The organism is Panacibacter ginsenosidivorans, assembly GCF_007971225.1.
In the GTDB taxonomy this organism is placed as follows: domain Bacteria; phylum Bacteroidota; class Bacteroidia; order Chitinophagales; family Chitinophagaceae; genus Panacibacter; species Panacibacter ginsenosidivorans.
The window spans coordinates 4,508,092-4,532,944 of sequence record NZ_CP042435.1 but is presented as its reverse complement, the minus strand read 5'-3'; the positions used below and the strand labels follow the sequence as shown (position 1 = coordinate 4,532,944).

At 42.2% G+C, this 24,853-nt stretch carries 23 protein-coding genes; 15 read left to right on the top strand and 8 right to left on the bottom strand.

Translation table 11 applies throughout. The annotated features are described in order from the left end of the window. Window positions 1-13 precede the first annotated feature (13 nt). The gene (locus FRZ67_RS23685; protein WP_225975607.1) at window positions 14-166 is read right to left on the bottom strand and encodes a hypothetical protein; all 153 of its coding nucleotides are present in this window, start codon (window positions 164-166) and stop codon (window positions 14-16) included. Here FRZ67_RS23685 and FRZ67_RS19120 point away from each other — a divergent pair. From FRZ67_RS19120 to FRZ67_RS19105, 4 genes are all read left to right on the top strand, one after another. Beyond that, entirely contained in the window at window positions 96-3,272 is a 3,177-nt protein-coding gene (locus tag FRZ67_RS19120; RefSeq protein WP_225975600.1) for a SusC/RagA family TonB-linked outer membrane protein, read from the top strand. The two genes, FRZ67_RS23685 and FRZ67_RS19120, sit on opposite strands and share 71 nt — an antisense overlap. 165 nt (window positions 3,273-3,437) lie before the next feature. After that, complete coding sequence (locus tag FRZ67_RS19115; RefSeq protein WP_147192191.1) at window positions 3,438-3,677, top strand: hypothetical protein; 240 nt, start codon at window positions 3,438-3,440, stop codon at window positions 3,675-3,677. Between the two features lie 876 nt (window positions 3,678-4,553). Then, window positions 4,554-5,906: a RagB/SusD family nutrient uptake outer membrane protein gene (locus tag FRZ67_RS19110; protein WP_147192190.1), complete on the top strand. Its 1,353-nt coding sequence runs from the start codon at window positions 4,554-4,556 to the stop codon at window positions 5,904-5,906. Window positions 5,907-5,929: 23 nt separating this feature from the next. Next, a complete protein-coding gene (locus tag FRZ67_RS19105) occupies window positions 5,930-7,261 on the top strand; it encodes a TlpA family protein disulfide reductase (protein ID WP_147192189.1) in 1,332 nt (443 codons plus the stop codon). A 65-nt stretch (window positions 7,262-7,326) separates the two neighbouring features. Here the strand turns inward: FRZ67_RS19105 and FRZ67_RS19100 are convergent, their stop codons facing one another. From FRZ67_RS19100 to FRZ67_RS19085, 4 genes are all read right to left on the bottom strand, one after another. Then, window positions 7,327-8,385 carry a hypothetical protein gene (locus FRZ67_RS19100; RefSeq protein ID WP_147192188.1) on the bottom strand — a complete coding sequence of 353 codons (1,059 nt, stop codon included), beginning with the start codon at window positions 8,383-8,385 and terminating at the stop codon, window positions 7,327-7,329. A 51-nt stretch (window positions 8,386-8,436) separates the two neighbouring features. Continuing rightward, entirely contained in the window at window positions 8,437-8,724 is a 288-nt protein-coding gene (locus FRZ67_RS19095) for a hypothetical protein (protein WP_147192187.1), read from the bottom strand. A 137-nt stretch (window positions 8,725-8,861) separates the two neighbouring features. Beyond that, a complete protein-coding gene (locus FRZ67_RS19090) occupies window positions 8,862-9,305 on the bottom strand; it encodes a MauE/DoxX family redox-associated membrane protein (RefSeq protein ID WP_147192186.1) in 444 nt (147 codons plus the stop codon). Window positions 9,306-9,407: 102 nt separating this feature from the next. Then, window positions 9,408-10,508: a helix-turn-helix domain-containing protein gene (locus FRZ67_RS19085; RefSeq protein WP_147192185.1), complete on the bottom strand. Its 1,101-nt coding sequence runs from the start codon at window positions 10,506-10,508 to the stop codon at window positions 9,408-9,410. 72 nt (window positions 10,509-10,580) lie between these two features. Here FRZ67_RS19085 and FRZ67_RS19080 point away from each other — a divergent pair, with 72 nt between their 5' ends. The 11 genes from FRZ67_RS19080 to FRZ67_RS19030 all read left to right on the top strand — a co-directional run bounded on the left by FRZ67_RS19080 (window position 10,581) and on the right by FRZ67_RS19030 (window position 18,387). After that, window positions 10,581-10,922, top strand: coding sequence for a hypothetical protein (locus FRZ67_RS19080; protein WP_147192184.1), 342 nt, complete (start codon window positions 10,581-10,583; stop codon window positions 10,920-10,922). A 3-nt stretch (window positions 10,923-10,925) separates the two neighbouring features. Further along, window positions 10,926-11,585 (top strand): hypothetical protein, encoded by a 660-nt coding sequence (locus FRZ67_RS19075; RefSeq protein ID WP_147192183.1) that lies wholly within the window; start codon window positions 10,926-10,928, stop codon window positions 11,583-11,585. After that, window positions 11,537-12,322 carry a sensor histidine kinase gene (locus FRZ67_RS19070; RefSeq protein ID WP_147192182.1) on the top strand — a complete coding sequence of 262 codons (786 nt, stop codon included), beginning with the start codon at window positions 11,537-11,539 and terminating at the stop codon, window positions 12,320-12,322. Before FRZ67_RS19075 ends, FRZ67_RS19070 begins: the two co-directional genes overlap by 49 nt. After that, window positions 12,294-12,950: a response regulator transcription factor gene (locus FRZ67_RS19065; RefSeq protein ID WP_158638413.1), complete on the top strand. Its 657-nt coding sequence runs from the start codon at window positions 12,294-12,296 to the stop codon at window positions 12,948-12,950. Before FRZ67_RS19070 ends, FRZ67_RS19065 begins: the two co-directional genes overlap by 29 nt. Window positions 12,951-13,148: 198 nt before the next feature. Beyond that, window positions 13,149-13,712 (top strand): Crp/Fnr family transcriptional regulator, encoded by a 564-nt coding sequence (locus FRZ67_RS19060; RefSeq protein ID WP_158638412.1) that lies wholly within the window; start codon window positions 13,149-13,151, stop codon window positions 13,710-13,712. Window positions 13,713-13,782: 70 nt separating this feature from the next. After that, the gene (locus FRZ67_RS19055) at window positions 13,783-15,153 is read left to right on the top strand and encodes a hypothetical protein (protein WP_147192179.1); all 1,371 of its coding nucleotides are present in this window, start codon (window positions 13,783-13,785) and stop codon (window positions 15,151-15,153) included. Between the two features lie 124 nt (window positions 15,154-15,277). Next, window positions 15,278-15,691 (top strand): hypothetical protein, encoded by a 414-nt coding sequence (locus FRZ67_RS19050; RefSeq protein WP_147192178.1) that lies wholly within the window; start codon window positions 15,278-15,280, stop codon window positions 15,689-15,691. Window positions 15,692-15,754: 63 nt separating this feature from the next. Beyond that, the gene (locus FRZ67_RS19045; protein ID WP_147192177.1) at window positions 15,755-16,165 is read left to right on the top strand and encodes a hypothetical protein; all 411 of its coding nucleotides are present in this window, start codon (window positions 15,755-15,757) and stop codon (window positions 16,163-16,165) included. Window positions 16,166-16,483: 318 nt separating this feature from the next. Then, window positions 16,484-17,215 carry an RteC domain-containing protein gene (locus FRZ67_RS19040; RefSeq protein WP_147192176.1) on the top strand — a complete coding sequence of 244 codons (732 nt, stop codon included), beginning with the start codon at window positions 16,484-16,486 and terminating at the stop codon, window positions 17,213-17,215. A gap of 28 nt (window positions 17,216-17,243) precedes the next feature. Next, the gene (locus FRZ67_RS19035; RefSeq protein ID WP_147192175.1) at window positions 17,244-17,774 is read left to right on the top strand and encodes a hypothetical protein; all 531 of its coding nucleotides are present in this window, start codon (window positions 17,244-17,246) and stop codon (window positions 17,772-17,774) included. A 55-nt stretch (window positions 17,775-17,829) separates the two neighbouring features. After that, window positions 17,830-18,387: a Crp/Fnr family transcriptional regulator gene (locus FRZ67_RS19030; protein ID WP_147192174.1), complete on the top strand. Its 558-nt coding sequence runs from the start codon at window positions 17,830-17,832 to the stop codon at window positions 18,385-18,387. A 769-nt stretch (window positions 18,388-19,156) separates the two neighbouring features. On the opposite strand, the gene FRZ67_RS19025 is transcribed toward FRZ67_RS19030, so the two are convergent. From FRZ67_RS19025 to FRZ67_RS19015, 3 genes are all read right to left on the bottom strand, one after another. After that, the gene (locus tag FRZ67_RS19025; protein ID WP_147192173.1) at window positions 19,157-19,717 is read right to left on the bottom strand and encodes a hypothetical protein; all 561 of its coding nucleotides are present in this window, start codon (window positions 19,715-19,717) and stop codon (window positions 19,157-19,159) included. Window positions 19,718-19,730: 13 nt separating this feature from the next. Beyond that, window positions 19,731-24,071, bottom strand: coding sequence for a DUF6443 domain-containing protein (locus FRZ67_RS19020; RefSeq protein WP_225975399.1), 4,341 nt, complete (start codon window positions 24,069-24,071; stop codon window positions 19,731-19,733). Window positions 24,072-24,296: 225 nt separating this feature from the next. Next, entirely contained in the window at window positions 24,297-24,848 is a 552-nt protein-coding gene (locus tag FRZ67_RS19015) for a hypothetical protein (RefSeq protein ID WP_147192172.1), read from the bottom strand. Window positions 24,849-24,853: the final 5 nt, after the last annotated feature.

Genomic DNA, 24,853 nt, shown 5'->3' with positions numbered 1-24,853 from the left:
TGATTGCTTCATTCTATATACCATTAACTGCAATGAACCATAAAAATTGCAAAACGGCCATACTATTGCCCTTACTCTTCGCCTGCCATGCCCTCATGGCGCAAACCACCACCATTTCAGGCAGGCTTACAGATGCGCTTACCGGCGAACCCGTAAGCGGCGCCACCTTAACCCTTCAATCCACCGGCAAAACCGCTACCAGCAATGCGGCAGGTGCTTTTACCATACAACTGGCTGGTCAGCAGGATACGGTAATCATTAGCTGCATCGGGTATGCGGCACAAAAAATAGCGGTTACCGGCAGCAGTCCTGCACTCCTGCTTGCCCTGCAGCCTGCCGGTCACGAGCTTGCAGCCGTTACCGTCAGCACAGGCTACGAAACCCTTCCCAAAGAAAGGGCCACCGGCTCCTTTGCAGGGGTAGACAGTGCCTTGTACAACAGCCGCATTTCTACCGGCATCATCACCCGCCTCGAGGGTATTACCTCCGGCCTGGTTTTTAACCGGGGCATCCCCGGCAGAACCACCGAACTGTCCATTCGGGGCCAGTCCACACTCTTTGCCAATGCTTCGCCACTCATCGTGGTAGACAATTTTCCCTTCGAGGGCGACATCAGCGCCCTCAACCCCAACGATATTGAAAGCATCACCGTCCTCAAAGATGCGGCGGCGGCTTCCATCTGGGGCGTCCGTGCGGGTAATGGCGTCATCGTTATTACCACCAAAAAAGCAGCGCTCAACCGGCCATTACAGATCGGCCTTACCGCCAACCTCAGCATCGGTGCAAAACCCGATCTCTGGTACGATCCGCGTTTTCTCCCCACCGCACCATTTATGGAGGTGGAGCAAATGCTCTTTACCAATGGATTCTACAATACGGATTTCACTTCATCGCGTCAGCCGCCTGTTTCACCATTCGTGGATCTCCTCCACAGGCAGCAAACAGGGGAGCTTACGGCTGCAGAAGCTGGTGCTGGCATAGAAGCGCTTAAAGGCAATGATCTCAGGAACGAACTCAGCAATAACATGTATCGCCACACCATCAACAACCAGTACCTGCTCAGCATGCAGGGCGGCACCGAAAAGGCGGCTTACTATATCTCTGTGGGATATGATGATAATAAAAGCATGGCTGTGGGCAACAGCGATAAAAGGGTTACCCTGCACACGCAGTTGCAGTTGGTACCGCTGAGAAACCTCGAAATAACCACTGGTATAGATTACAACAGCAGTAACAGTTATACAGATAATACCATCCCCCGGTTGAGCATGGGCGGGCCTGCAGGGAAGAACCTTTACCCCTATGCAACCCTTACAGACGGGCAGGGTAATGCATCGGCCATCGTAAAGGACTATGCAACAGCTTTTGTGGAGCAGGCCCCCGCTCATGGGTTGCTGAACTGGCAGTTCCTCCCTGTAGAGGAATTGCGCAATGGCTACAATACCGGCAAAATCCAGTTAAATCAAACCCGCCTGCTGGCAGCGCTTAAATACAACCTGCCAAAAGGCTTCAGCGCAGAACTCAGGTACCAGTTAGAGAAAGGTATTACAACGGGCAGCAACACGGCCACGGCGGCCAGCTATGATGCCCGCAATCTCGTCAACACATTTGCGCAGGTTACCGATGGCAATGCTACCGGTTTCGTCCTCCCCAAAGGCGGCGTATTAGATCAGTTCAATGCCATGCTTACCGCCCACAATGGCCGCGGCCAGCTCAGTTATAAATACCGCAGTGGCTATCATGAACTCGCTGCCCTCGCGGGCATGGAATGGCGGCAGGTGATCAGCACCAGCAACAGCAACCGCCTCTATGGATACAGTGCGGAGCTGGGTACCTTTCAGCAGGTAGACCCCACTACCTATTACACTACTTATCCTTCCGGTCAGTCGGAACAGCTTTCCCTGAACCAGTCACTGGTAGCTGTTACCGATCGTTTTCGTTCGGCCTTTGCCAATGCGGCTTATACCTATAAGCAGCGCTATATGGTATCGCTCAGTGGCCGCAGGGATGGCAGCAACTATTTCGGTGTGGCCACCAACAACAAAACCGTGCCCCTATGGTCCGCCGGTATTAAGTGGGACCTGGATAAACAGCCTTTCTACAAACTCGCATGGTTACCAATATTGCGCCTCCGTCTTACCTATGGGTACAATGGCAACCTCAATAAATCGGTTACAGCTTATCCCACTGCACGGTACAGCAGCAACGACCCCTATACCGGTCTGCCCTACCTTACCATCATCAACCCGCCCAATAAGGACTTGCGCTGGGAGCAAACGGCCATGTTCAATGCAGGTATCGACTTTGGGCTGGCAAACAACAGGCTCACCGGCAGTATAGAATACTATCACAAAAAAGGTACGGATATCATCGGCGATGCGGCCCTGCCACCCAGCAGCGGGTATATCAACCAGAACACGTTCAGCAATACCACGAAGGGAAATTTTGCTGACCTCAAAGGCAGCGGTATAGATGTTCAGTTAAACAGCATCAATATCACCGGGGCATTTACCTGGGGCACCCAGCTATTGTTCAGCTATACACAGGATGAGGTTACGCATTACGCCGCAAAGAACCCCGTCGGCTTCCTCGTCAATTATGGCAATGGTGCCAATGGTTTTATCATCCCGCAGCAGGGTAAGCCCGTTTATGGTATGTACAGCCTCCCATGGGCGGGGCTCGATGCGGCAGGCAACCCGCAGGGCTATGAAGATGGCGTAGTATCTGTCAATTACAGTACGCTCAATAACCCCCAATCTATTGATGACCTTGTCTACAATGGCCCTGCACGTCCCGCTTTCTTTGGTGGCTTCAGCAATAACTTCTCGTATAAGCAGTTCAGCCTGCAGGTCAATATCAGTTTTAAGGGTGGCTATTATTTCAGGCGCAGTTCCATCAATTATACCAGCCTCTTTAATTATTATCAGGGCAATGCAGATTACCTGCTCCGCTGGCAAAAACCCGGCGATGAGAACAGCACCAGTGTGCCATCCATGGTATATCCCGCGGTTAGTGGACGCGACCAGTTTTATACAAATTCGGCCGTCCTCGTAGAGCGGGCAGATCATATCCGCCTGCAGGATATTACCCTTAGCTATACCATCACCAGGAACAAGGTAAAAAAGCTGCCTTTCCGCAGTATCAGGCTCTATGCCTATGCCAATAACCTTGGCCTCCTCTGGAAAGCAAACGATAAAGGATTAGATCCCGATTATCCAACAGGCATCCCGCCGGTGCGCATGTATGCATTCGGTTTAAAAGCAGATTTATGAGTCAGATAACAAGCCATATAAAATACAAGCCTTTGGTTCCCGGCCATGGTGCATACAGCAGCATCCTTGCGTCGCACACTTGTACAGCCACAATAGTATGCAGCATTAAAACCCGGTCAGTCGGCTCAAAGCCGTCAGACCGGTAAAACACTTAAAAACTAAACCATGCAAATAATCATAAACAATTATTTCTTACTCCATCATAAAATCATCACAACGCCATTGAATCACTCAACCACTCAAAGCAATCCGCTTGCAGCACTCTACACTTTCAACAGTCCCTGCATAAGACGCCTCTTTGGGTTCGGTCATGGCGCAGGCATGATGGCAAAAATTTGCGCGGCAATAATTTTTACAAAGAAGCCAAAGCAGCGGCGTTGCAGGGACGAAGCCCCGGCGGCTTGAGCCAAACGCTTTAATCATTAAACCTGTCACACAAAATGATCACACAACAACATACAATCATCACGAAGCAATTGCATTACTTAAGCACTCAAAGCAATGATGCCTTCACCTTCCACACTCTCAACAGTCCCTGCATAAGACGCCTCTTTGGGTTCGGTCATGGCGCAGGCATGATGGCAAAAATTAGCGCAGCTATAATTTTTGCAAAGAAGTCAAAGCAGCGGCGTTGCAGGGACGAAGCCCCGGCGGCTTGAGCCAAACGCTTTAATCATTAAACCTGTCACACAAAATGATCACACAACAACATACAATCATCACGAAGCAATTGCATTACTTAAGCACTCAAAGCAATGATGCCTTCACCTTCCACACTCATACCAGTCCCTGCATAAGACGCCTCTTTGGGTTCGGTCATGCCGCAGGCATGATGGCAAAAATTAGCGCAGCTATAATTTTTGCAAAGAAGTCAAAGCAGCGGCGTTGCAGGGACGAAGCCCCGGCGGCTTGAGCCAAACGCTTTAATCATTAAACCTGTCACACAAAATGATCACACAACAACATACAATCATCACGAAGCAATTGCATTACTTAAGCACTCAAAGCAATGATGCCTTCACCTTCCACACTCATACCAGTCCCTGCATAAGACGCCTCTTTGGGTTCGGTCATGCCGCAGGCATGATTGCAAAAATTAGCGCAGCTATAATTTTTGCAAAGAAGTCAAAGCAGCGGCGTTGCAGGGACGAAGCCCCGGCGGCTTGAGCCAAATAACTATAATAATTAAACCGATCAGATAAAAATGAACATACTAAATCATTAAAGAGCCCCGCGGCTTAAGCTACCCAACAAAACATTTTGCAATAAAAAATCATACAAATGAAAATCATATTATTATACCTCTTAATGCTGTTCCTGCTGCTATCCTGCCGCAAAGAATGGCTCGAAACCAAGCCACAGCAAAGCCTTGTGGTACCCACCACATTAGACGACCTGCAGGGTCTGCTGGACAATACAAGTTATATCTTCAACCAGGGGCAACCCTTCCTCGGAGAAGTAAGCAGCGACGATTACTATGTTACCTACGATAACTGGCAATCACTCTATAGCCCGCAGGAAAAGAATGCCTATATCTGGGCCACCGATGTTTATGAAGGCACTACGGTCACAGACTGGATGCTCCCTTACCAGCAGGCTTTTTATAGTAACTATGTCTTGGAGAATATCGGCAATATAACACCCACTGTTACTACACAATCAGCATGGAACAACATCAAAGGCACGGCACTCTTTTGCAGGGGCTTCGCCTTCTTTAGCCTGCTGACCATATTCGCCCAACCTTATGATGCTGCTACAGCGGCAACAGATCTCGGTATACCACTACGCCTCACGGCAGACATCAATGCGCCTTCTGTGCGTTCATCTGTCGAAGCAGGTTACCAGCAGGTAATAGCAGACATGCATGCAGCTATTGAATTATTACCAGAAGCACCATTATTCAAAACACGTCCATCCAAACCAGCGGCTTATGCTGTGCTTGCAAGGGTATATACGGATGAGGGCAATTATGAAATGGCATTGCGTTATGCAGATAGCAGCCTTCAGTTGCAAAATGAATTGATAGACTACAATAGCATCGATGCCACAGCTGCTTATCCTTTCCCCTGGTTTAATACAGAGGTGATTTATCATACCGTATTCAACTACCCGCAGATCATTGCAGACTATACCTGCTATGTAGATTCAATGTTATACAGGTCCTATGCATCAAACGATCTCCGCAGGCAGGTACTCATAGATACATCTTCAGGCCTTCCAAAATTTAAAGGTGGTTATGATGGCTATACTGTTTTTGCTGGCATTGCTACTGATGAGTTATACCTGCTCCGTGCAGAAGCAAATGCAAGGCTCGGCAATACACCAGCAGCACTGGATGATCTCAATACGTTATTGGTTAACAGATATAGCACAGGAACTTATTCTCCTCTTGTTAATATGGAGCAGGATGCACTCCTGCACTTTATTATCGCAGAACGTAGAAAAGAACTGCTCTTCCGTGGTCTCCGCTGGAATGATTTGCGCAGGATCAATAAGGACCCTGCTTTTGCAGTCACCATAACCAGGGAGCTCAACGGCACCACATACACATTACCTCCCAATGACCCGAAGTATGTCATGCCTATCCCTCAGCAGGAGATCGAAACCAGTGGCATACAACAAAACCCACGTTAACCTTCACCAAAAACCATAGTTACATGAAACAATTACTTTTTTTATTGCTTACAATAACAGCCATAACTGCGCAAAAGAGCATGGCGCAATCAAACCCCGTCGGCATAGGAGATCAGTGCCCCGATCTGCAGATCAGTAACATTATCAATTATAAAACAACCACTGCACGCATCAGCGACTTCAGGGGCAAATTATTGATACTTGATTTCTGGGCTACCTGGTGCGTACCTTGTTTAAATATGATGCCCGTTGCAGAAAAACTGCAGCAACAGTTCGATGGACAGATTCAGATCATGCCCGTTACTGACCAGCCTGCCGCAGAAGTCAAAAGCTTTTTACAAAAAAGAGCAAAAACAACTAAGTTCCTCCCTCCTTCCTCCACTGCAGATACAGAACTGGAGCAGGCATTCCCGCATACTGTCGTGCCACATTATGTATGGATCAGTCCTGAAGGAAAAGTAATTGCCATCACAAGCTATGGAGAACTCACCGCGGCAAATATTCAGCGCATGCTGGGCAACAACGATATAACATTATCAGAAAAAAATGATGTCGAAAAGATCATCGACAATAAGCTACCCATGTTTATTACGGCCAACCTGTTACAACAGGAAAATGGTCCCTTGATAGATCCCCTCCCCAATGATGCGGTCCTGTATCATTCTGTCATTACGAAACACCTGGCAGGCTTTAATGCAGAAGCCGGTTCGGGCGAAGCAACCATAACTGCAAAGAATCATTCCGTCGGTGGTCTGTACAGGATCGCTGCTGGTAAATATGAGATAAAAATGTTGCTGCCAAACAGCACTGTCTGGGAGGTAAAAGATCCTGCGGCATTGGCATACGCCGATTCAGTCATTTTAACGCTGCACAACGAAGCAGCCATTACAGACTGGTTTGTCAATCATTCTTTTTGTTACGAGTTAAAATTTCCATCCGCACTCGCTGCTTCCAAATATGACATCATGCTGGCAGACCTTAATAATTATTTTGGCGCTTTGCTGCACATAAAAGGAAGTATTGAAAAAAGAAAAGCAAAGTGCCTGGTACTGTCACGCACAGGTAATGGAGAGCTGCTGACCTCTGCAGGAACGGAAAAACAAACGGTTCACAATGCTTATGCGCTTGAATTGTATAATCAGGGTATGTACGCATTGGTAAACTTCCTGAGTGTTGAAATGGAATCACAACCAGGCATAGTGGATGAAACAGGTTTTACAGGCAAAATAGATATACAGTTAAACTGCCAGTTGTCAGATCCAATTGCAGTAAATACGGCGCTATCAAAATATGGGTTACAACTAAAAGAAGAAGAGAGAGAAAAGGACATGATCGTCATTAAGGATAAAGACTAAAAGTTTGGTTAAGTGTTTTTCTCGGTTGACAACGGTTAGAGGAAGTGTGTCTACACTTCCTGTTTTTATAGCATAGGCAGACGATACCTTGCAAGAAAGCCATCATACAAAACAAAAATGATTTTATCCTTAACACGGAAGTCACGTAGATATTTGCCTTTGTAAAAAGGAATATAAAAACTCGAAAGATATTTACCGGTAATGATATCATACACATCAATCACAGCGTTACTTCGAAACGCTGCAGCAGTTTCATTGTCTGCTTTTACACGGGAATTAATGAATATCCGTCCGTTATTTGTACAACTTTGATAATGCAGGTCTTTTGTGGGATTGATATTGGTGATCATTTTATTGTCTCCTTTGAATAAGGCGCCGCTTTTTGTTCCGCCTGTAGTGATACGATCAATCGTATTAGCCTTATACTTCAGCCGCAATAATGTATCAAAGCAAAGCAATTTATCTTCATAAAAATAATTATACAATACTAAGCCCGAGAAGGCATCATAATGTAACAACCCGTCACTTGCAAAGCCTGCGTCTCCGCTTTGCTGCGATAGTTTTATTTCTTTGTTTACATGCCCGGTAATGGTATTACCCTGTACAAATATTTGATCCCATTTAGTGCCATTTTTATCAAACATGCGCAATAAATAACTATTGTGGCCAATGACTGCAATCCTGGTAAAAGTGTGGGTGGGAAACCGGTGAAACAATAGGGTAGATCCATACAATCTTGACTCCATAACAGCGGGAACATTCCCCGCAGCAATAGTAACAAAAGGAGAATCAACAATAACTTTAAACAGTGATTGAATACTGTCGTTATTAACAACAGGTATCATTACAGCTTTTAATGACTTCATTGTGCTGTCGACAAAATACAGTTTATTTACAGAATCAGTTTCCAGGTAAATATTTGATGATGACATACCTGCGATGGAACGAACGGACGCAGGCATTGCTGCAGCATTGATCAATGCTGCTTTTTCAAAACTATAGTTGCGGTTAAAATTATTATCCGTGGCGCCGGTCTTCAGCGAATAATAGGACAACACAGAAATAATTGCCGTAGCAAGTAACATTAAGTACAAGGAAATTAGTAAGCGTTGTTTCAAAGGCATTTTGAAAGGATTTAAAAGACACTGCCATCCGGCAGTGTCTTGTGTTAAAAATCAGGGTTGAAAATTATGATTGCTTATCCTTGTATTGGGGCTTTGATTGCCATCCAGTGTGCCATCACTTTTCAGGTAAGCTGCACAGAGGTTAGGAGAACTAGATGGGCATTTGCTGTTAAGCACCATCGTGGATGAAATAGGATAAGAAGTATTATACGGGCTCGGTGCATCCACTATCTGCCCGTACCATCCCGGAGTAATGGGTTTAAAAGCAGGCACAACCGCAAAGGCAGTAGCCGCTACAACTGCAAGACTCACTGCAAGACTTAAACGTAACTTTTTCATAAAAAAAATTTGATTAATAAAATTGATTTTACCGCACGCAATGCGGCATGAAACAGGTGGGTCCGGTTAAGGGGGATGCGAAGACCTGTAAGATATTTTCTGAAACATTGTTACCAATTTTGTCAATAAAAGTGTGGTTATTCAACGCTACCTGTGGTACCGTTGATTGCTGGTTTGGCCGGTGTAAACAGGACGATTCCGGTAATGCTTAGTATTAGCAGCACAATATTGAACACAACATGCGTATCCCATGATAGAACTTCCAGCAGGCCGCCACAGGTACAGGGCAGGTAGTCACTGAAATGAAGCATCGCAATAAGGTAAGCGGTAAAAAGGCTCATAAGAAACACAGAAGCAAATAACCCTTGCAACCTGGATGTTTTTATAATAAGAAGGCCGGCTATTATTAGTTCGGTTGAAGGTATAAGCCTTGCAATCCACCAGGCTAAAGGATTAAGAAATGGCGACTGATGTAGCTGGAGGTTAAAGTTGCTGAAATCGATAAGTTTGCTGACAGAGGCATAAACAAAGACCAAAGCAAGTAAGCTGGCAATAGCTTCCTGTAAAATAAGGAACCGCATAGTATGATATTGTGAGGTGATAGAGAAAAACTAATGCAAGCTATTCCACAAATAATCTGCAAATGGCGGAAAATGATATGTAAACGGAAGTATCATGATAGTTTACTTTGGTCGGCTTTTTTGTTCTTTCCTTAATTCAAAAGGAGTAATACCAAATACATTTTTAAAGGCAATACTAAAGTTATTCATGTATTTATAACCAGCCCCGGAAGCGATCGCTTTAACAGGTATACGGGTTTGTTCGAGCTTAGCTTTAGCCAGTCGCAAACGTTCCATTTTCTGGTAGGCAAATGGTCCCATGCCAAATATTGCTTTAAATCCTGTTTTAAGTTTGTCTTCATTCAAAAGGATTTTCCTGCATAATTGTGGAATCGTATAATGTTGTGACAGATGCATGTCTATAATTTTTTTTGCCGAGTAAATACTTTCTGCATCAGCTTGCGAAAAGGAGATACAGGAAGAAAGCTGCAGTGAAGCAGCCGCTAAAGCATGGGAAAGGAATGCGAGGATATGCTCTTCATGAAATCTCCTGATAGCCGGTGCGTAAGGAGCATGAGCTAATTGCTCAATTATATCAGACATAGCCGGAGTTATGGCTACAGGCCGTTCGCTGACAAACACCGTTTGATTCCTGTTTATGCCCTCGCTGAAAGTCTCTAATAGGGGGTACTGTTTTGTTAAGGGTAAAATATAATGCGGGTTAAAAAAGAATTGCATTCCCCGTAGTAAGGCAACAGGTTGTAAAAACGTATAAAGGTCTGGCCGGGGTGCATACATGAGATTAAAATGTCCTGCATTTATTTCTATTGCTTTCTTATCTGCTTTGTGTGTTACAGAGCCTTTTAACAGCACTTCGCATATTAATACGGGATCGTCAGACATAATATGAAGATCAAGGTGCTGCTTCGATTTCAATAAGGTATAGATCATTTGAATGGAAGGGTTAGGCAATACTTGCTGCTGCAGTACTTCGGCCGTCTCATAAATCCAGGCTTGTATGGTTGCTCCGGGAATAAGTTGATCTTCCCATATTGCCGGCACCTTCTGTGCTGAGAATATAGAAGCCTTATCAGGATTGGTTATTACAATTTTCACAAAAGAAATGCAGGCTATTTTATTATCCGCCAGACCCTCCGTTACAATAATAAAAACAAAGCCCATTTCCGAAAGCTGCATCTTAAAAAACTCCAAAGCACTACGCATATTTTGCGTAGCGGTACGCAGATGATTTTTTAGTCAACTTATTAGTTTGCAGGTACAAAAAATTATCACATTATGTCTGTAAAAAATCATGAGATCAGCCTGCAGCAGGCTATAGAACTCACAACCCGTTACAGGAATAATCATCCTGCTGATTTTCCCAATTATGAAACATTTCACATTGAGGCCATCAGTCAGTTGATCTCGCCTGCTGCCTGTAGTTTTCTAAGAATATATTTTGGCAGGAAGGAAGACAACGAAGTAGTGCTTATCTTAGTAGCTGCTGATGCACAGGAGCAGGATTTACTGCCAGCTGTTGGCAACAGCGTTGTGAATGCGGATCAGAATATACTTATTGAAGATGGGTACAGATGCCCGCAGTATTGCCCGTCAACTTCTGTTTTAGCTGGTAGTTAACTTATGAATAATTATGGATGGTATATATTATTTAATCATTCTCTTGTGCTTGCCGCAGCCATTGGTATTATTCGTTATCGCTTTGTGGTAAAATCTTTCAGGCCATTTCTTTTTTTTATATGGCTTGGTATTATCAATGAGTCTGTAAGTCTTGTATTAATATTCAGCAAGCATAGTAATGCCGTCAACAGCAACATTTATGTATTGCTGGAATTTGCGTTACTGTTGTTACAGTTTTATAAGTGGAATGGCAATAATAGACTGAAATATTTAATGATCCTGCTGGCGGGTATTATAGTATGGGTAACAGATAATATTTTGCTGCACGCATTAAATAACAATAATTCCCTGTTCAGAGTATTTTACTCAATTGTCATTGTATTATTCAGCATTGATCTTGTCAACAGGACTATTGTTTTTGAAAAAGATCCTGTATATAAAAATGCCCTGTTTTTAATAGGCATAACATTTATTGTATTTTATGGGTATAAGACTTTCCTGGAAGTATTTAATATTTTTAGTTTACCGCTGAGCAATATTTTCTATAAATACATTTGGCTGACTATGTCATTTATTAACTTTATTGCAAATATCATTTATGCCATAGCCATCTTATGTATCCCGAAGAAAGAAGAATTATTTATGCGGTACTTATTGCGGTAATTGTCCTGGCCGCATTGATTACTTTTTTTGTTGTATCTGTTATACGTTACAACAGGAAGAGGATGTCAGTACAGCAGGAAAAAACGATGACCGATATACTTTCACTTGAAAAAGAGCGGGCAAGATTTGCGGCGGATCTTCATGATGACCTGGGCGGAACCCTTTCAGCCATTAAACTTAAGTTGCAGCGGTTGCCTATGCCAGATAACGATGGCGCAGTGCTCCTGACGGAAGTAGAACAGCATATTGATGATTGCATGCAGAAATTGAGAGAAGTGGCATTTAGTATGATGCCACGACAGTTGCAGCGGAAAGGAATTAATGAGGCCATCCAGGAAATGATTGTCAGGATGAATCACGATGATAGCATTAAGATAAACCTGTGTAGCGAGGCTCTTTCGCTGGACAAAGAAAAAGAAATACATATTTTTCGCATAACCCAGGAAATATTGAATAATATCTGGAAACATGCGAATGCCACGGAGATCACTTTAGAGTTACTGGATCAGGATAAAAAAATTGTTCTGCATATAGCTGACAATGGAATAGGTTTTGATAAAAACTGGGTATTTAAGAATTCAAATGGATTGGGGTTACACAACATCATGGCAAGGGTAGAGATATTAGGGGCAAGAATATTCCTGCAATCCGGAAAGAATATAAAAGGTACCGACTATTTTATCGAAATTCCAAATAACCATGAATACAATGCCAACCATAAAAATATTGATAGCTGACGACCATGACTTATTCAGAGATGGCCTGAAAACGCTTATCAAAGACGAATCTTCTGTTCAATTCATCGGTGAAGCCTGTAACGGAAAACAATTGATCGGCCTCACAAGGATGCTGAAACCAGACATTGTCATTACTGACCTTATAATGCCGGAGACAGATGGTGTGCAAGCTATTCGTGAGATTGTTGACATGAACCTTGACACCAAATGTATCGCGCTTTCCAACTTTGATTCTGACGCACTTATCATGGAAGCGCTGGAAGGAGGAGCTTCCGGTTATATCTTAAAAAATTCACAAAGAGGCGAAATTCTCGATGCTATACAAAAAGTGTATGATGGACAGAATTATTTCTGCAAAACAACATCAGCAAAATTTTTCAGAAATATTGCTAAAAGCAAATACACCAAAAAAGTCAAGGTTAATTACGACTTGTTTTCAGAAAGAGAAAAGGAAATAATTAAGCTGATTTGCATGGAAAAAACGAGTGATGAAATAAGTAAAATACTTTTCATGAGTTCCAGAACGGTTGAGGGTTGCCGCGCAAGGATACTTAAAAAAATGAATGTCAAATCATCCTTAGGTGTACTTATATATGCATTGAAAAACGGGTTATTTTCCATTGAATAAATACAATCAAATATCCCGCTTGCAACATTCCCTTAATGACTTCAGACAAAATGCATCTACTTTTCCTACTTTCTCGGATCTAAAGATAATTTTTCAACCCACGTTTGTATTGCCGATCTGTTTATGCGGGAGCTTAAAATTAATGTCTCAATAGCAGGCGTCCGCTTGAGATTATTTTATAACCTAAAGTTGTCAACTATGGAAAACTTGTTTACTTACCTGAAATCTATTCATCCGCTCTCAGCAGCATTGCAGCAACATCTCTCAACCGTTTTAAAAATAAAAGAGCTTTCACGTAAAGAATATTTGTTGAAACGAGGCCGCATCAATAAAGAAATTTGCTTTATAGAAAAAGGACTGCTCCGCTGTTTCTATCTAAAAAAAGATAAAGAAGTCTGTTCCTGGTTTATGAAGGAAGGAGATGTGATTATCTCGGTAGAAAGTTTCTTCAGACAGCAGGTAAGCAATGAGAGTATACAGGCTTTGGAAAATTGCACATTGTATTATTTAACTTACAGCGAACTGCAATATATTTTCCATCATTACCCTGAATTCAATTTTGTTGGCAGAGTACTAACCGAGCAATATTATACACTTAGCGAGCAAAGATTGTATTCAATACGAATGCAACGTGCATCGGAACGTTATGACTACCTGCTAAACAACTTCCCGGAGATTATACAAAGAGTTCCATCAAAATATATTGCTTCCTATTTAAGTATTACCGAAGAAACATTAAGCAGGATCAGGAGCCACCATTAATTAATTGACTTTTATCAATTCTTTCGGCCAATAATTCATTTTATTTTTACATCATCATAAAATTGCAACCATGAAAAACACCGTTACTATTGCATTCTTTATCCTAGTATTTGCAGGATGCAAAAAATCAAATAATTTATTACTGGAGAAAACTAGTTCAGGTATTTCCAAAGTAGAAATGTTTCTTAAAGACAGTCTTCAAAATATTTCTTTAGAAACTATTGACTTGAATCATGCGGTTCGTTCTGTGCTGGATAGCGGACATATAAATTTTATCCGAATACCTTTCAAAGAAAGAAATATTAAAGAATCTTTTTTATTGATAAATGCCGACGAAAAGGGAAACTGTTTAAGTGGCGTTATCGTGAATATAACGAACGATAATAAAGATAGGATCAATAAAAACTTAGATGGAACCATTCTCATTAGTTCATTGCAGCAAAAAGAAATAAAACAACATAAAGTAATCAACGGCTTTATAGTTAGTAAAGAAAAAAATGACAACAGTAATAATTTTGTAAAAGTTGATGAGGGCAATACGCTGCCCGAAGTAATCGTCGTAAGCTATATCTATCCTACCTATATTAGTTGGAGTGACTGGATTAGTTTGATGGATATTTATGGAAGCACGGGTTATGATATTTACGGAAGTTCAACAGGCAACGGTGAAGGTACTGGTAGTAGCGACGGAGGTTACGGGTATTACAGTCCTCTTGATCCCTTTGAAAGATTCAATGATGACGATAGTGATATTTCAACGGATGATGATATACCTTCAGATGATACAAGAATAATAGAATATGAACCCGTTGAGTCGTTAGATCCAATTTCACTGGATTCGTATTTAAAATGTTTCAGCACCATTGCGGATGCCGGATCAACATGCAGTATCGAAATATTTTCAGATCTGCCGGTTAATGGAGAACCGAATACTTTTTTTGATTGGGAGAATGGTTCACCAGGACATACATTTCTACAGATAAAGAAATCAAATGGCACAATAAGTGTACAACAGAACATTGGTTTCTATCCTAACCAGGGATGGAAAACAATGTTGACACCAGCACCAGTTACGGGGAAATTTGTAGATAATGCGGGGCATGAGTTTAACGCGTCAATGAAGATGACGCTTACGCCGGAACAGTTGCAATCTGCTATCAATGAAATGCTGTATTTAAAGAACTCCATTAAGTATGATATTGATGAGAACAACTGTACAGACTTTGCCTTGCATATTTTTAATTTTGTAAGGCCGGGCAATCCAGTAGAAATTCCAAAATATGATATTCCCGGTGGCATGGCACCCTATGGTACCAGCACACCTCAGGGTTTATACCAAAAACTTTCTTCAATGAAAGAAGAAGGTGGTGCAGAAGCTGCCAATATAAATATTCCGGGAGTTTTAGGCTGGGTAGGTGATAGTAATGGACCATGTAATTAATTAAGAACTATTTTGAGAACAGACATTTGAATGATCATTAAACTTCGTTGCGTCGCACACTTGTACTTTATTATATTTCCGAGCAGAGCAACGTAGTTAAATAAATTTTCTAAATATAAAAATCATGAGCCTTAGAAATATTATCACGCATCCTTTAGCTGTCATGATTAGTTTTATGATAGTGCTGATAAGTGGTGAGCATGTTGGTGGATTTTATATTATTTATTTGCTCATGGGAATTACACACGGAACAATCCCTTCCTTATTTGGTATCGCAGGCATTGTTTTACTCGTTCCGGCGTTACTCATTGCTCAAAGAAAACAGGCAATCTCTATTTACTTGCTGAATATTGTTGGAATACTATTTATGATACTTTCTTTATTCCTTTTTTTCTTCAACGATGAACAACGATATAATATCAATACATTTTATCAGTTCATCCCTTTTTGTACCATTACTTTATTCTGTTTGTTAGCCCTTATTTTTCTTGCTGGAAACATTAGAATATTACTTCGAGCAGGTTTGATTAAAAAGTAGTCGTTTGTGCTACTGTTAGATTTATTGTTGCTGATTTTTGTGTGCGTTTGAAAATCGTGTGTTATGATAGAAAAAATTAGCTGGGCAAGCTATGCCACTGCCTTATTGACTATTGTTGTCATCTACTACATTGTAATTGTATTACTTTATTACAGGAGAGAATTTTTCTCTATAGCAAATGCTCTGCGCAGGCAGTCTCGCACCATTACTTTTTCAAACCGGAAAGATTCAGTTCAAGATGAAGAAATTATAACAACCTGTCCATTCATCAATAATGTTGACACGGATAACGTGAAAGTGGTATCTGAAACTGGCGATATTTCAACGCAGGTATTTGACTTGGTTGAAAAGATAAAAGATGCTATTCTGTATTATGTAGAAAGGCAGTACATAAGAGAAGAAATTATTACAGGTCTGCAATTGTTGCTAAAAGAATATCATCAATTTAGATATTCTACCGGTTTCAATCAATAACATCATTACAAAAGAAATTGAAACGCATTGCTCCATCCGCCTGGAAGACGAAGAGGTGAACAGGTTATGGTTGTAAGGAAGCGGATGGAGTTTTTTATGATTAATTACTATTCAAAATAGTAACTACAGTTAATTCTTAGCGATCACTTTAAAAAATTTAACCGGCATAAATTGGATGGATTTATTAACCAAAGAGCACACGTATGAAAGGGGAGCATTTACAAGCGTTTTTTCGCTGAGCTATCGGAAAGTTTAAGCAGCACGCTGGACCTGGTTGAGCAGGTAGAAAATGACCTGGTGCATTGCCTGAAGCGTAGCATGGCTGCCTGTGCGGATGCGCACCGGCGGATGCTGGATTTTGTGCGCGCCCATGCTTTTGAGGATGCAGCGCAGGAGATCTTTTTTTTCAGGACCATGCGACCCCACACAGGAGGCTTATTGCAGTATTACAACAGCCTGTTGCGGATCGAATTGGGCAGACCGGTGGGAAGCTTTGACGTATTGTGTAGTTATTACAAAAATGAACTGGATACCATAACGCGGTTTTACGAAGACAATCGGTTTCTCGTGACCTATTACCGGAGCGGCGAAACTTTTCTTGATGACAAGTTGTTCGTGCGCGTTGACGGTTCAGCCGGCTTTTTCCCAGACCATGCGGCGCACGAGGAAGGGCATAGATCCTTATGCGATGGTTTTGTGACAGCCTTACTCGCAAATGAACGGCTTGCCGCCTGGTTAACTGAGGCGATGACCGCCAGTGAAGATAAGCCGGTGTCGCAGGGTGACAGTATCAAATGGACAGACAGCAAAGCCGCCCTGGTAGAGTTGTTGTACGCGTTACACAGAAGGGGCAGTTTCAACGGCGGGCAGGCGTCTGTAAAAGATATTGCCCGCATGCTGGAAAACGTATTTCGGGTTGACCTCGGTAACTATTACCGCGCTTTCCAGGAAATCCGCATCCGCAAGATGGGCCGCACCAGTTATCTCGACAGTTTAAAGACCGGGCTGATCCAATACATGGATGAAACCGATCTCAATTATAAAGGCTAACCATTTGTATAACCATAAAAGAAACGCTATGAAAAAAACACTTTATTTCTTTTGCCTGCCGTTACTCCCGGTCCTATTTGCAGGCTGTGGTGCTGAACAACTTTCTGAACCGGAAGCCGATAAAATGTTGCAGCAAAAATATCCCCGGGTTATCGACCTGCCCATTTATGGTGGTGATCCGAAAAGTGCGGTCCTGTTACAGAACGCGGGGCTGGATGCGGAAGGCTATGTGATAACCAAAAAGACAAAAAAGTTGGGAGACACAACAGGCTGGGTATCCTTTACCGGCAAAGCCGCACCGTATTTACTGGAAACTGCAGCCGATGACCGGCGACACAATATCCAAAAAATAAAAGCAGGTGAAGAACAACTAGAGGAGATCATCTCGGTAGTCCAGGGTGACGACGGCAAAACAGCCACGGTCACCTACCGTACGAAAAGCAGCCCCACTCCCTTTGGCAGGCTTATCAAACTGGACAATGGCGCTGTCAAACAACGCACCGCGGAACTGATCCGCTATGACAACGCCTGGCACTTCAGGGAAAAAGGCACTCCATAATCCCTTTCTTCTTTAAATACCAACACCATTTATAAACCCTTTAAAGAACTGCCTTATGCACCAACTATTTCAACTGCTGCGACCCGTTTGTCCTTTATCCGATGAACTGGTCCAGTATCTCTCCCATGCCTTTGAATACCGCCACATCAAAAAGGGGGATTATCTACTGAAAGAGGGACAGGTTTGCCGGCATATGTTTTTTATTGAGAGCGGCCTGGTACGGTATTTCCTTTACCGTGGGGAAAAAGAGGTCGTGACCCGTTTCCAGACGGAGGGCAACATGGTGATTTCGCATGAAAGCTTTTATGACCAGGTGCCCTCGGACGAAAACATCGTCGCACTGGAGGATTGCGAGGTGTACCGTATCTCCTACGAAGACCTGATGCATGTGTACGACCACTACCCGGACGCGCTCGTATTGCGCGCGAAGCTTACGGAACGGTACTATCGCATTTTATGGAAGTGTTTTATCAACACCCGGCTGAACACCGCGCAGGAACGGTACCGGTTTTTTATCGACAACTTTCCCCAGTGGGTAAACCGGGTACCGGAAAAGGATATTGCGGCGTTTTTGGGTATCACGCCGAGTCATTTTAGCAGGAGTAAGGGGTGATCATAAGTTATTATGAATGCTTTGAACTTATGCAAGGTTTCATAAGCTATATTTTTTAAAAACGGAGGCTAAGATGTCTCAGCTTTGCTGAAAAGAATATTGTTGCCAGATAATTGTTTGAAAAATGTTTTGCTGGAAATTGTTTTTTTGAGCTTCTTATTTGCCTTCATTTCTTCATAGGCTTTAGACGGGATTGAATCCCAATCTTGCGGTTGCTTTTCCATTGGAACAACTCTTTGAGCATTGATTGCAATATTAAAAGCAGATTTTTATCTGCTGGTATTAAAAGAACAAAACAGTCTTTCAGTCTTCTGGTTTTTCTTTTAAACATCGACAGTGGAAAAGTTACATTCCTGCTCTTTTCGTAAGTTCACTTGAAGAAGCATTTAATTCGTTTATTGTCCAGTGATATTACTAATATCAGCGTTTGCTTCACCCAAGCTTTTTTCTAATTTGTCAGATTTCTCTTTCTTTTTTATTTCATTTTGTATTTTGGCGACCTTGTCTTGAGCTTAGTTAAAAAATTATGGACATCTATTAACTCCGTGCTATTTCATCTTGTAATCTTTTCTCTCTTTTGCCATCCTTTTCACCCACCCCTATCATCCCATCGATATCTATAAATCTTACTGGATTATCAGCACCGTAGACGTTAGGAGACCATCTTCTATTTAGGTCCGACAACTGCTCTGGTCTCATCCATCTCTAAATTGGGGTTATCATAAATCCTCCTTGGAGTTTCAACGGCTATAAATATATTTTTTACCTTTTAATTTATAACCCTGAACTTATTTACATCATCAAAAAATTGGTCATAGTCTTTTGGGTAAATATTATACAACAGAATAGTCGCACCTCCCTTTTTGATTATCGTATTCTTTCGTCCGGTGTAAAATGAGATTTTTTTAATATCATATTTACCATTGCCTGTTGATAAATTTGATTGAATAAATTCATTCAGTTGGTTCGGGGACGGAGTACAAACTGTATCTTTTGTTGGCTCTTTATTTTCTAAATCAACTTTTATAAAAATCACTTGTCCTCCATCATAGTATAGTGCAAAATCAGATGAACCCACAAACTCATAGTATCTTAATTTTTTTGGAAGCCTAACCGTAAATGATTTCGGATAAATTTTTTCTGTATCTCTTGTTAAAATCACATTGCTTTTATAAATAAGCAAATTGCTATCGGAATAGAATTCAAACGACCCTTGCTTTACAGGAACATCAGACTTATTCTTTACAACGTCCAAGTATCGATTACAAGAATTTGCAATGATAAATAGTAAAAATAATATTATCCTAAATGTAAATATTCTTGACTTCATCGGGGATTGCTTTTCACTTTTTATTAATTTTTTTAATAGCACCTACAAAGTCACTGAAGTTAACTGTAACAATAGCTTTATCACTACTTGTTTTATAGAAACCAATAGTCCTTACAGTTTCTACGGTAGAACTACCGCCTATCGTTCCCGATGGCGGAGGTATTTCATGTTGTACATATCCTAAAACAATACTTGGCAGTGGACCTAACCCTTTTTTATCTGCATCAGATGGATTAGGCGTTCCAACGTTAACGATATTTCCGTCTTTATCTTTTTCTAATGGATGAGTATGTACATCATAGCCATATTTATCATCTTGTGCAACTAAGTCTCTTCTTGCCTCTGCACGTTTTTCATAACTGACTTCACCTTCATTACTTTCAACGGTTTTGGAACTTTTACCGTTTATTCCAACTTCAAAATAATTTTCCTTTCCACTTTTTTCAGTTTTGGTATAAGCATCATCCATCTTTTGTACCGTTTCGTTTGAAGGAACATTTGTAACATCGCCATTATTAATTGCTTGTTGCACTTCGTCCTTTTTAGTACTGGTTGTTAGCACTAATTTCTTATCATCCTTCCCATCATCAACATGATCCACCTGCTTTCCATTTAAATTGTAATAGTCTGTTGGCACCATCCCATCACGGTCTATAAATCTTAATGGATTATCAAAAGCGTAGCTATATGGAGAGAACCGTCTCATCTTATCAGCCATCGGGTCTACCGCTCCCCACCTCCCAATCTGTGCATCATACATCCTTGCACCATAATCTAACCATTCAAGACCAGAACCATCTGTAAATTCCTTTGATTGTTTTTCTTTACCGTTATATTCATACTTATTATCAGGATCGCCAAACGATAATGCTTCGCTACTTATTCCTGCCATTGCTCCACCGAAGGCATAATAATGATTTTCTTCCAATAATGGTCCTCTTGTATGTATCAACTGCAGGTTATCGAAGTACACATCCACATCGCTCTCATTGCTGCAATACACATAAAGATAACCGTTCTTCGGGATCGTTATGGCCTGGTGATGGCTTTTAACGTTATCTGCTGTGAGGCTTACAATGTCGAACCCTGATCCGCTGCTGACCACCTGGAACTGCTCATCCAGCAGTATCCAGTTGATGTATGCTTTGGGAACGGAAGTCTGTGATGGATTGGGCACACTGTTGACCCAGCCTAATCCGCCATCATAACTTCCGGGATTGTAGTATAATGATAATGCACTGGTGCCATGCGAGTTCGTTTGAACTGCTGTGCTTTCGGCAAACGGCATTATAAGATCAAAAAAATAATCACCTAAAGCAAACGTATTATCAGGTGTCTGTGCAGCATTGAGGTGATAAAAGCTTTTAGCAAATATATCCACCACATCGCCGCTCATTACCCTTAAGGTGGTGCTCAGCCCCCACCTGTCGCCGGTGGAGCCATTGAGTTTATACACGATGGCGCTGGTGGCCGTGGTATTGGCATTCGGGTTATTGTTATAGGGCGGGTTGCCGTTATTGTTCACATAATTCTTTCCGGTAGTGCTGCCCCAGGAGGCTATACGGCTGGTGCTGATGGTGTCGGCTGTATTTACCGTATAGTAAACCTGTTCTGTAATAAACGCAGTGCTGTTGTTCTCTAATGTTACTGCTGGGTATACATCCTGCTGTAACTGGTCCGTAAGCACTACCCTTACATTACCGAGGTGGTCTTTCTCAAAGTAATCATAGTACATCGTATCACTTCGTGTATTGGTCTTTGGTCTTACCCTTCCTTCATCCTGTGCTATGAACTGGAGCGTATCATTGAGGTAGGTAAATAAGCTTATGTAATCTGTTACCGTTGTTTTGGATGGCGATACGGTATTATCGACTGTTGTTTTCTTTAGTTTATTGCCTGCTGCATCGTAGGTATACGTGATCGTGCCTTTGCCGGTTACTGTTATTACATTGGGCAGGTTGAGGTAATTGTAGGTAATGGTGCTGATGCTTTTGTTATTGTCTTTTGTGAGGTTGCCATTGCCGTCATACCAGTAGTCCTGCGTGGTATTGTTGTTTACTTCTGTAAAATCTCCTAAGTGTGCGGTGGTATCATTTAATTTGTCTGTTACATAATTTAAACGGTTAGTATTGGTTACATAACCATATTTGAGACTGTCTATCGTTAAGGCGGTATTGAGCTTCATGCCCTTTTGATTCAGGCTGGTGATATTGCCGTTAATATCATACACCACATTCTTTACACTAAAGTCTATGCCTGCACTGATGTCCCAGGTATTGCTGCCTGCATTCTGTGTGAAGTCTGCTTTGGTTAACCTGTCAAGATAATCATAGCTAAACCCGTAAGCTCTTTGCTGCCCATCGCCTGCACTTCTCCACCTGATCCCTGCGATATTGCCTGCCAGTTCATTGGCGGTAAATCCATAATCATAGCAAAGCTCTTCACCGAACCAGTTCACTGCACCGTTGGCGTTTCTTGCATAGTCTTTATTGATGCCTCTTAACCATCCCCGGATATTGTAGGTATAATCGAGTGAGTCTACTACATTACTGGTGTACGTATTGGTGTTGGTGTTGTCTCTTTTCTGGCCTATATTCTTTTGTATGAGCTGCCCCAGTTCATTGTACTGGTTTTGTGTAATAATTACTTCAGGACTGTTGCCGGTCTTCTTTTTTACCTGGGTTACCCTGCCTGCTGCATCATAGGTCATTTTGCTGAGCACTTTATAGTCCTGTGCATTGCTGCCGCCTTTTTTGTGACAGACCAATGTTCTTAATACCTGCCCGCTAAAACTGTACTGCATAATCGTGGTATCCTTTGCACCGCTGTTATTGGTGCTGTGTGTTTCTATCATTCTTGTCCTGTCATCATAAAAACTGACGCTGTACAGGTAGGTGCTGCTGCCTACCACATTTACTTTTGTTCCGGTGGGCATGCCTCTTACAAGGTTCGTGGATGTCATGGCCTGCGGGTAGGGGAAGGTATTGTTATCGGCTGTATAGAAGTAAGTGGTGTTGCTGTTGTAGGTGGTGATCATGCTGTTGCTGAGCCCGCTGCCAGTCCCGCTTACCCAGCTGTAATCATCATACCAGGTTTGGGTGAGAATGGTATAACCGGATGATGGGGTTGGGTAGGTTACACTTGCTGCTGCGAGGTTCTGGTGGTAGGCCCTGTCGCCGGTGGTTGTCCATAAGCCGGTGAGCAGCGGTCTGTTCAAAGAATCATAGTCTGTGTACAACCATTGGCCTGCTACTCTTAATGCACTGTCCTGTGTCATCACTATCCTGTCTCTTGCATCATAGACCATCCATACTTCTCCTGCTCCGGGTACTCTCTTTAAGATCATCCGTTGCCTGTCATCATACTCATAACTGAAGCAGAGCTCTTTGGCTATGGTGGAGTTCTTCCATACCGTATTATCAAAGGTCCAGCTGTTACTGATCAGGTAACTGACTCCTTTGGGTTGTATTACAAAACGCAGTGCACCCATATCATCATACACATAATAGGTGCAGGCCCAGCCGGTGTGACCATTGTAAGAAGTAGTGGCGCTTTTCACTTTTTTCAACAATACACGCCCCTGCTTGTCTTTATATTCAACTACTTTGCCTCCTTCTTCATCCGTGGTAATGTTTTCTGTTAACTGCCCTGCGGCATAATAGCCGTCAAAAGTGGGTACATCGCCGCTGTTGTATCCTATGCTCCAGCTGCATACACTGTCTGATGCATCGTTTACGAGGTATTGCATACTGACACCCACGGCATCGCCCACCCAGTTATTGCCTGGTGCGTAGGTAGTACTTACGCGGTTCAATGGGGATGGTTCATAGTCTGCCTGGCTGTAATAGAACTTCTCTCCGGTGGAGGCATTGGTGGGATTGTAGATGTTTTTGATAAAGCTGTTCTGTTCGGTGAAGGGGTCGTTTTTAAACTTCCCATCTGCGGTGGTGCTGACATAAGGCATGTATTTAAATATCTCTCTTCCAAATGCATCATAGAGCACCGGTGTTACCATATCATAACCGTTGGGGCTGACTGCTTTTATCACTGTCTGTAATGGCCTGCCCAATCCGTCTAAATACTTTGTGGCCTGCTTTACTTCCTGGACTGTCCTGTTAACTGAACTTATCAATGTATCGTGTGTAAATGGCTTCATCGCATCCCATACACGTACCAGGTTTACAGGTATACCTGATGCATAAGCCCCCGGAGTTGCATTAACCGTTTGTGTGCCTGTACCAGGCTGTGTGGCTGTATTAGGCTTTACCTGCGCTTGTAAATTACAAACAGTCAATAGCAGGATAACTATCGCTGCATTTATATTAATAAAGTACCCTCGGCTTGGGTTTTGCATATAATTTGTTTAATCTGTTTCTTTCCTGTTCATTGACATTCAACTATTGTACATGCTGGCACTTAAAATGAGATAGCTACGTCGCAATAAGACACAATGCGTTACTTCGCTCTCCTCGCTGTGACGATATATGCTTAATAGTACAAGTGTGCGACGCAACAGGTGATGAAAATTGTGATACTGGCTGTATCAAAATCATCACTCGTTTATCGCATCTTTTATCTCTTATTCTGCAGGCTCATTATTAATAAGAAAACTGATCAGGTCTTTGTCGTAAATATTTTGCCTGACAAGATTTCCGTATAAGATGCCTGTTGTACTAACTAAATAAAATTGTCCTGCTTCTGTGATATCATTGTCCACATGACCATTTTCACTCCGGTGGGTGATCCACTTCATCAGTAACTGCTGATTCGTTCCGGCTTCTTTTTTTGCATAACCGGTATCTGCTATTATATAGCTCAAACCAAGGGTATCATGTAAAAGCAATTTCATGTCTTCTATATTTACTACAGTTCCAAAATCGAGCACTGGTACGGCAATAATGCTTATATGTTCAGTATCAGATTTGTAAAGTGAATCAAGTGCTGATAATTCCCCCCTGTCAGGGTCTGCAGCATCAAATTCTGCGATGATAAGATGTTTGTTTTGAAATTCAGACACATGGATGACTGAACTGTCAATGCCGTTGAACTGCAGGTCGTACAGATTTACCGTACTGTCTGTTACAGGAGGTTGAAGAAGAAAAATATTTAGTATAAAAAAAATAGCATTCATTTCTT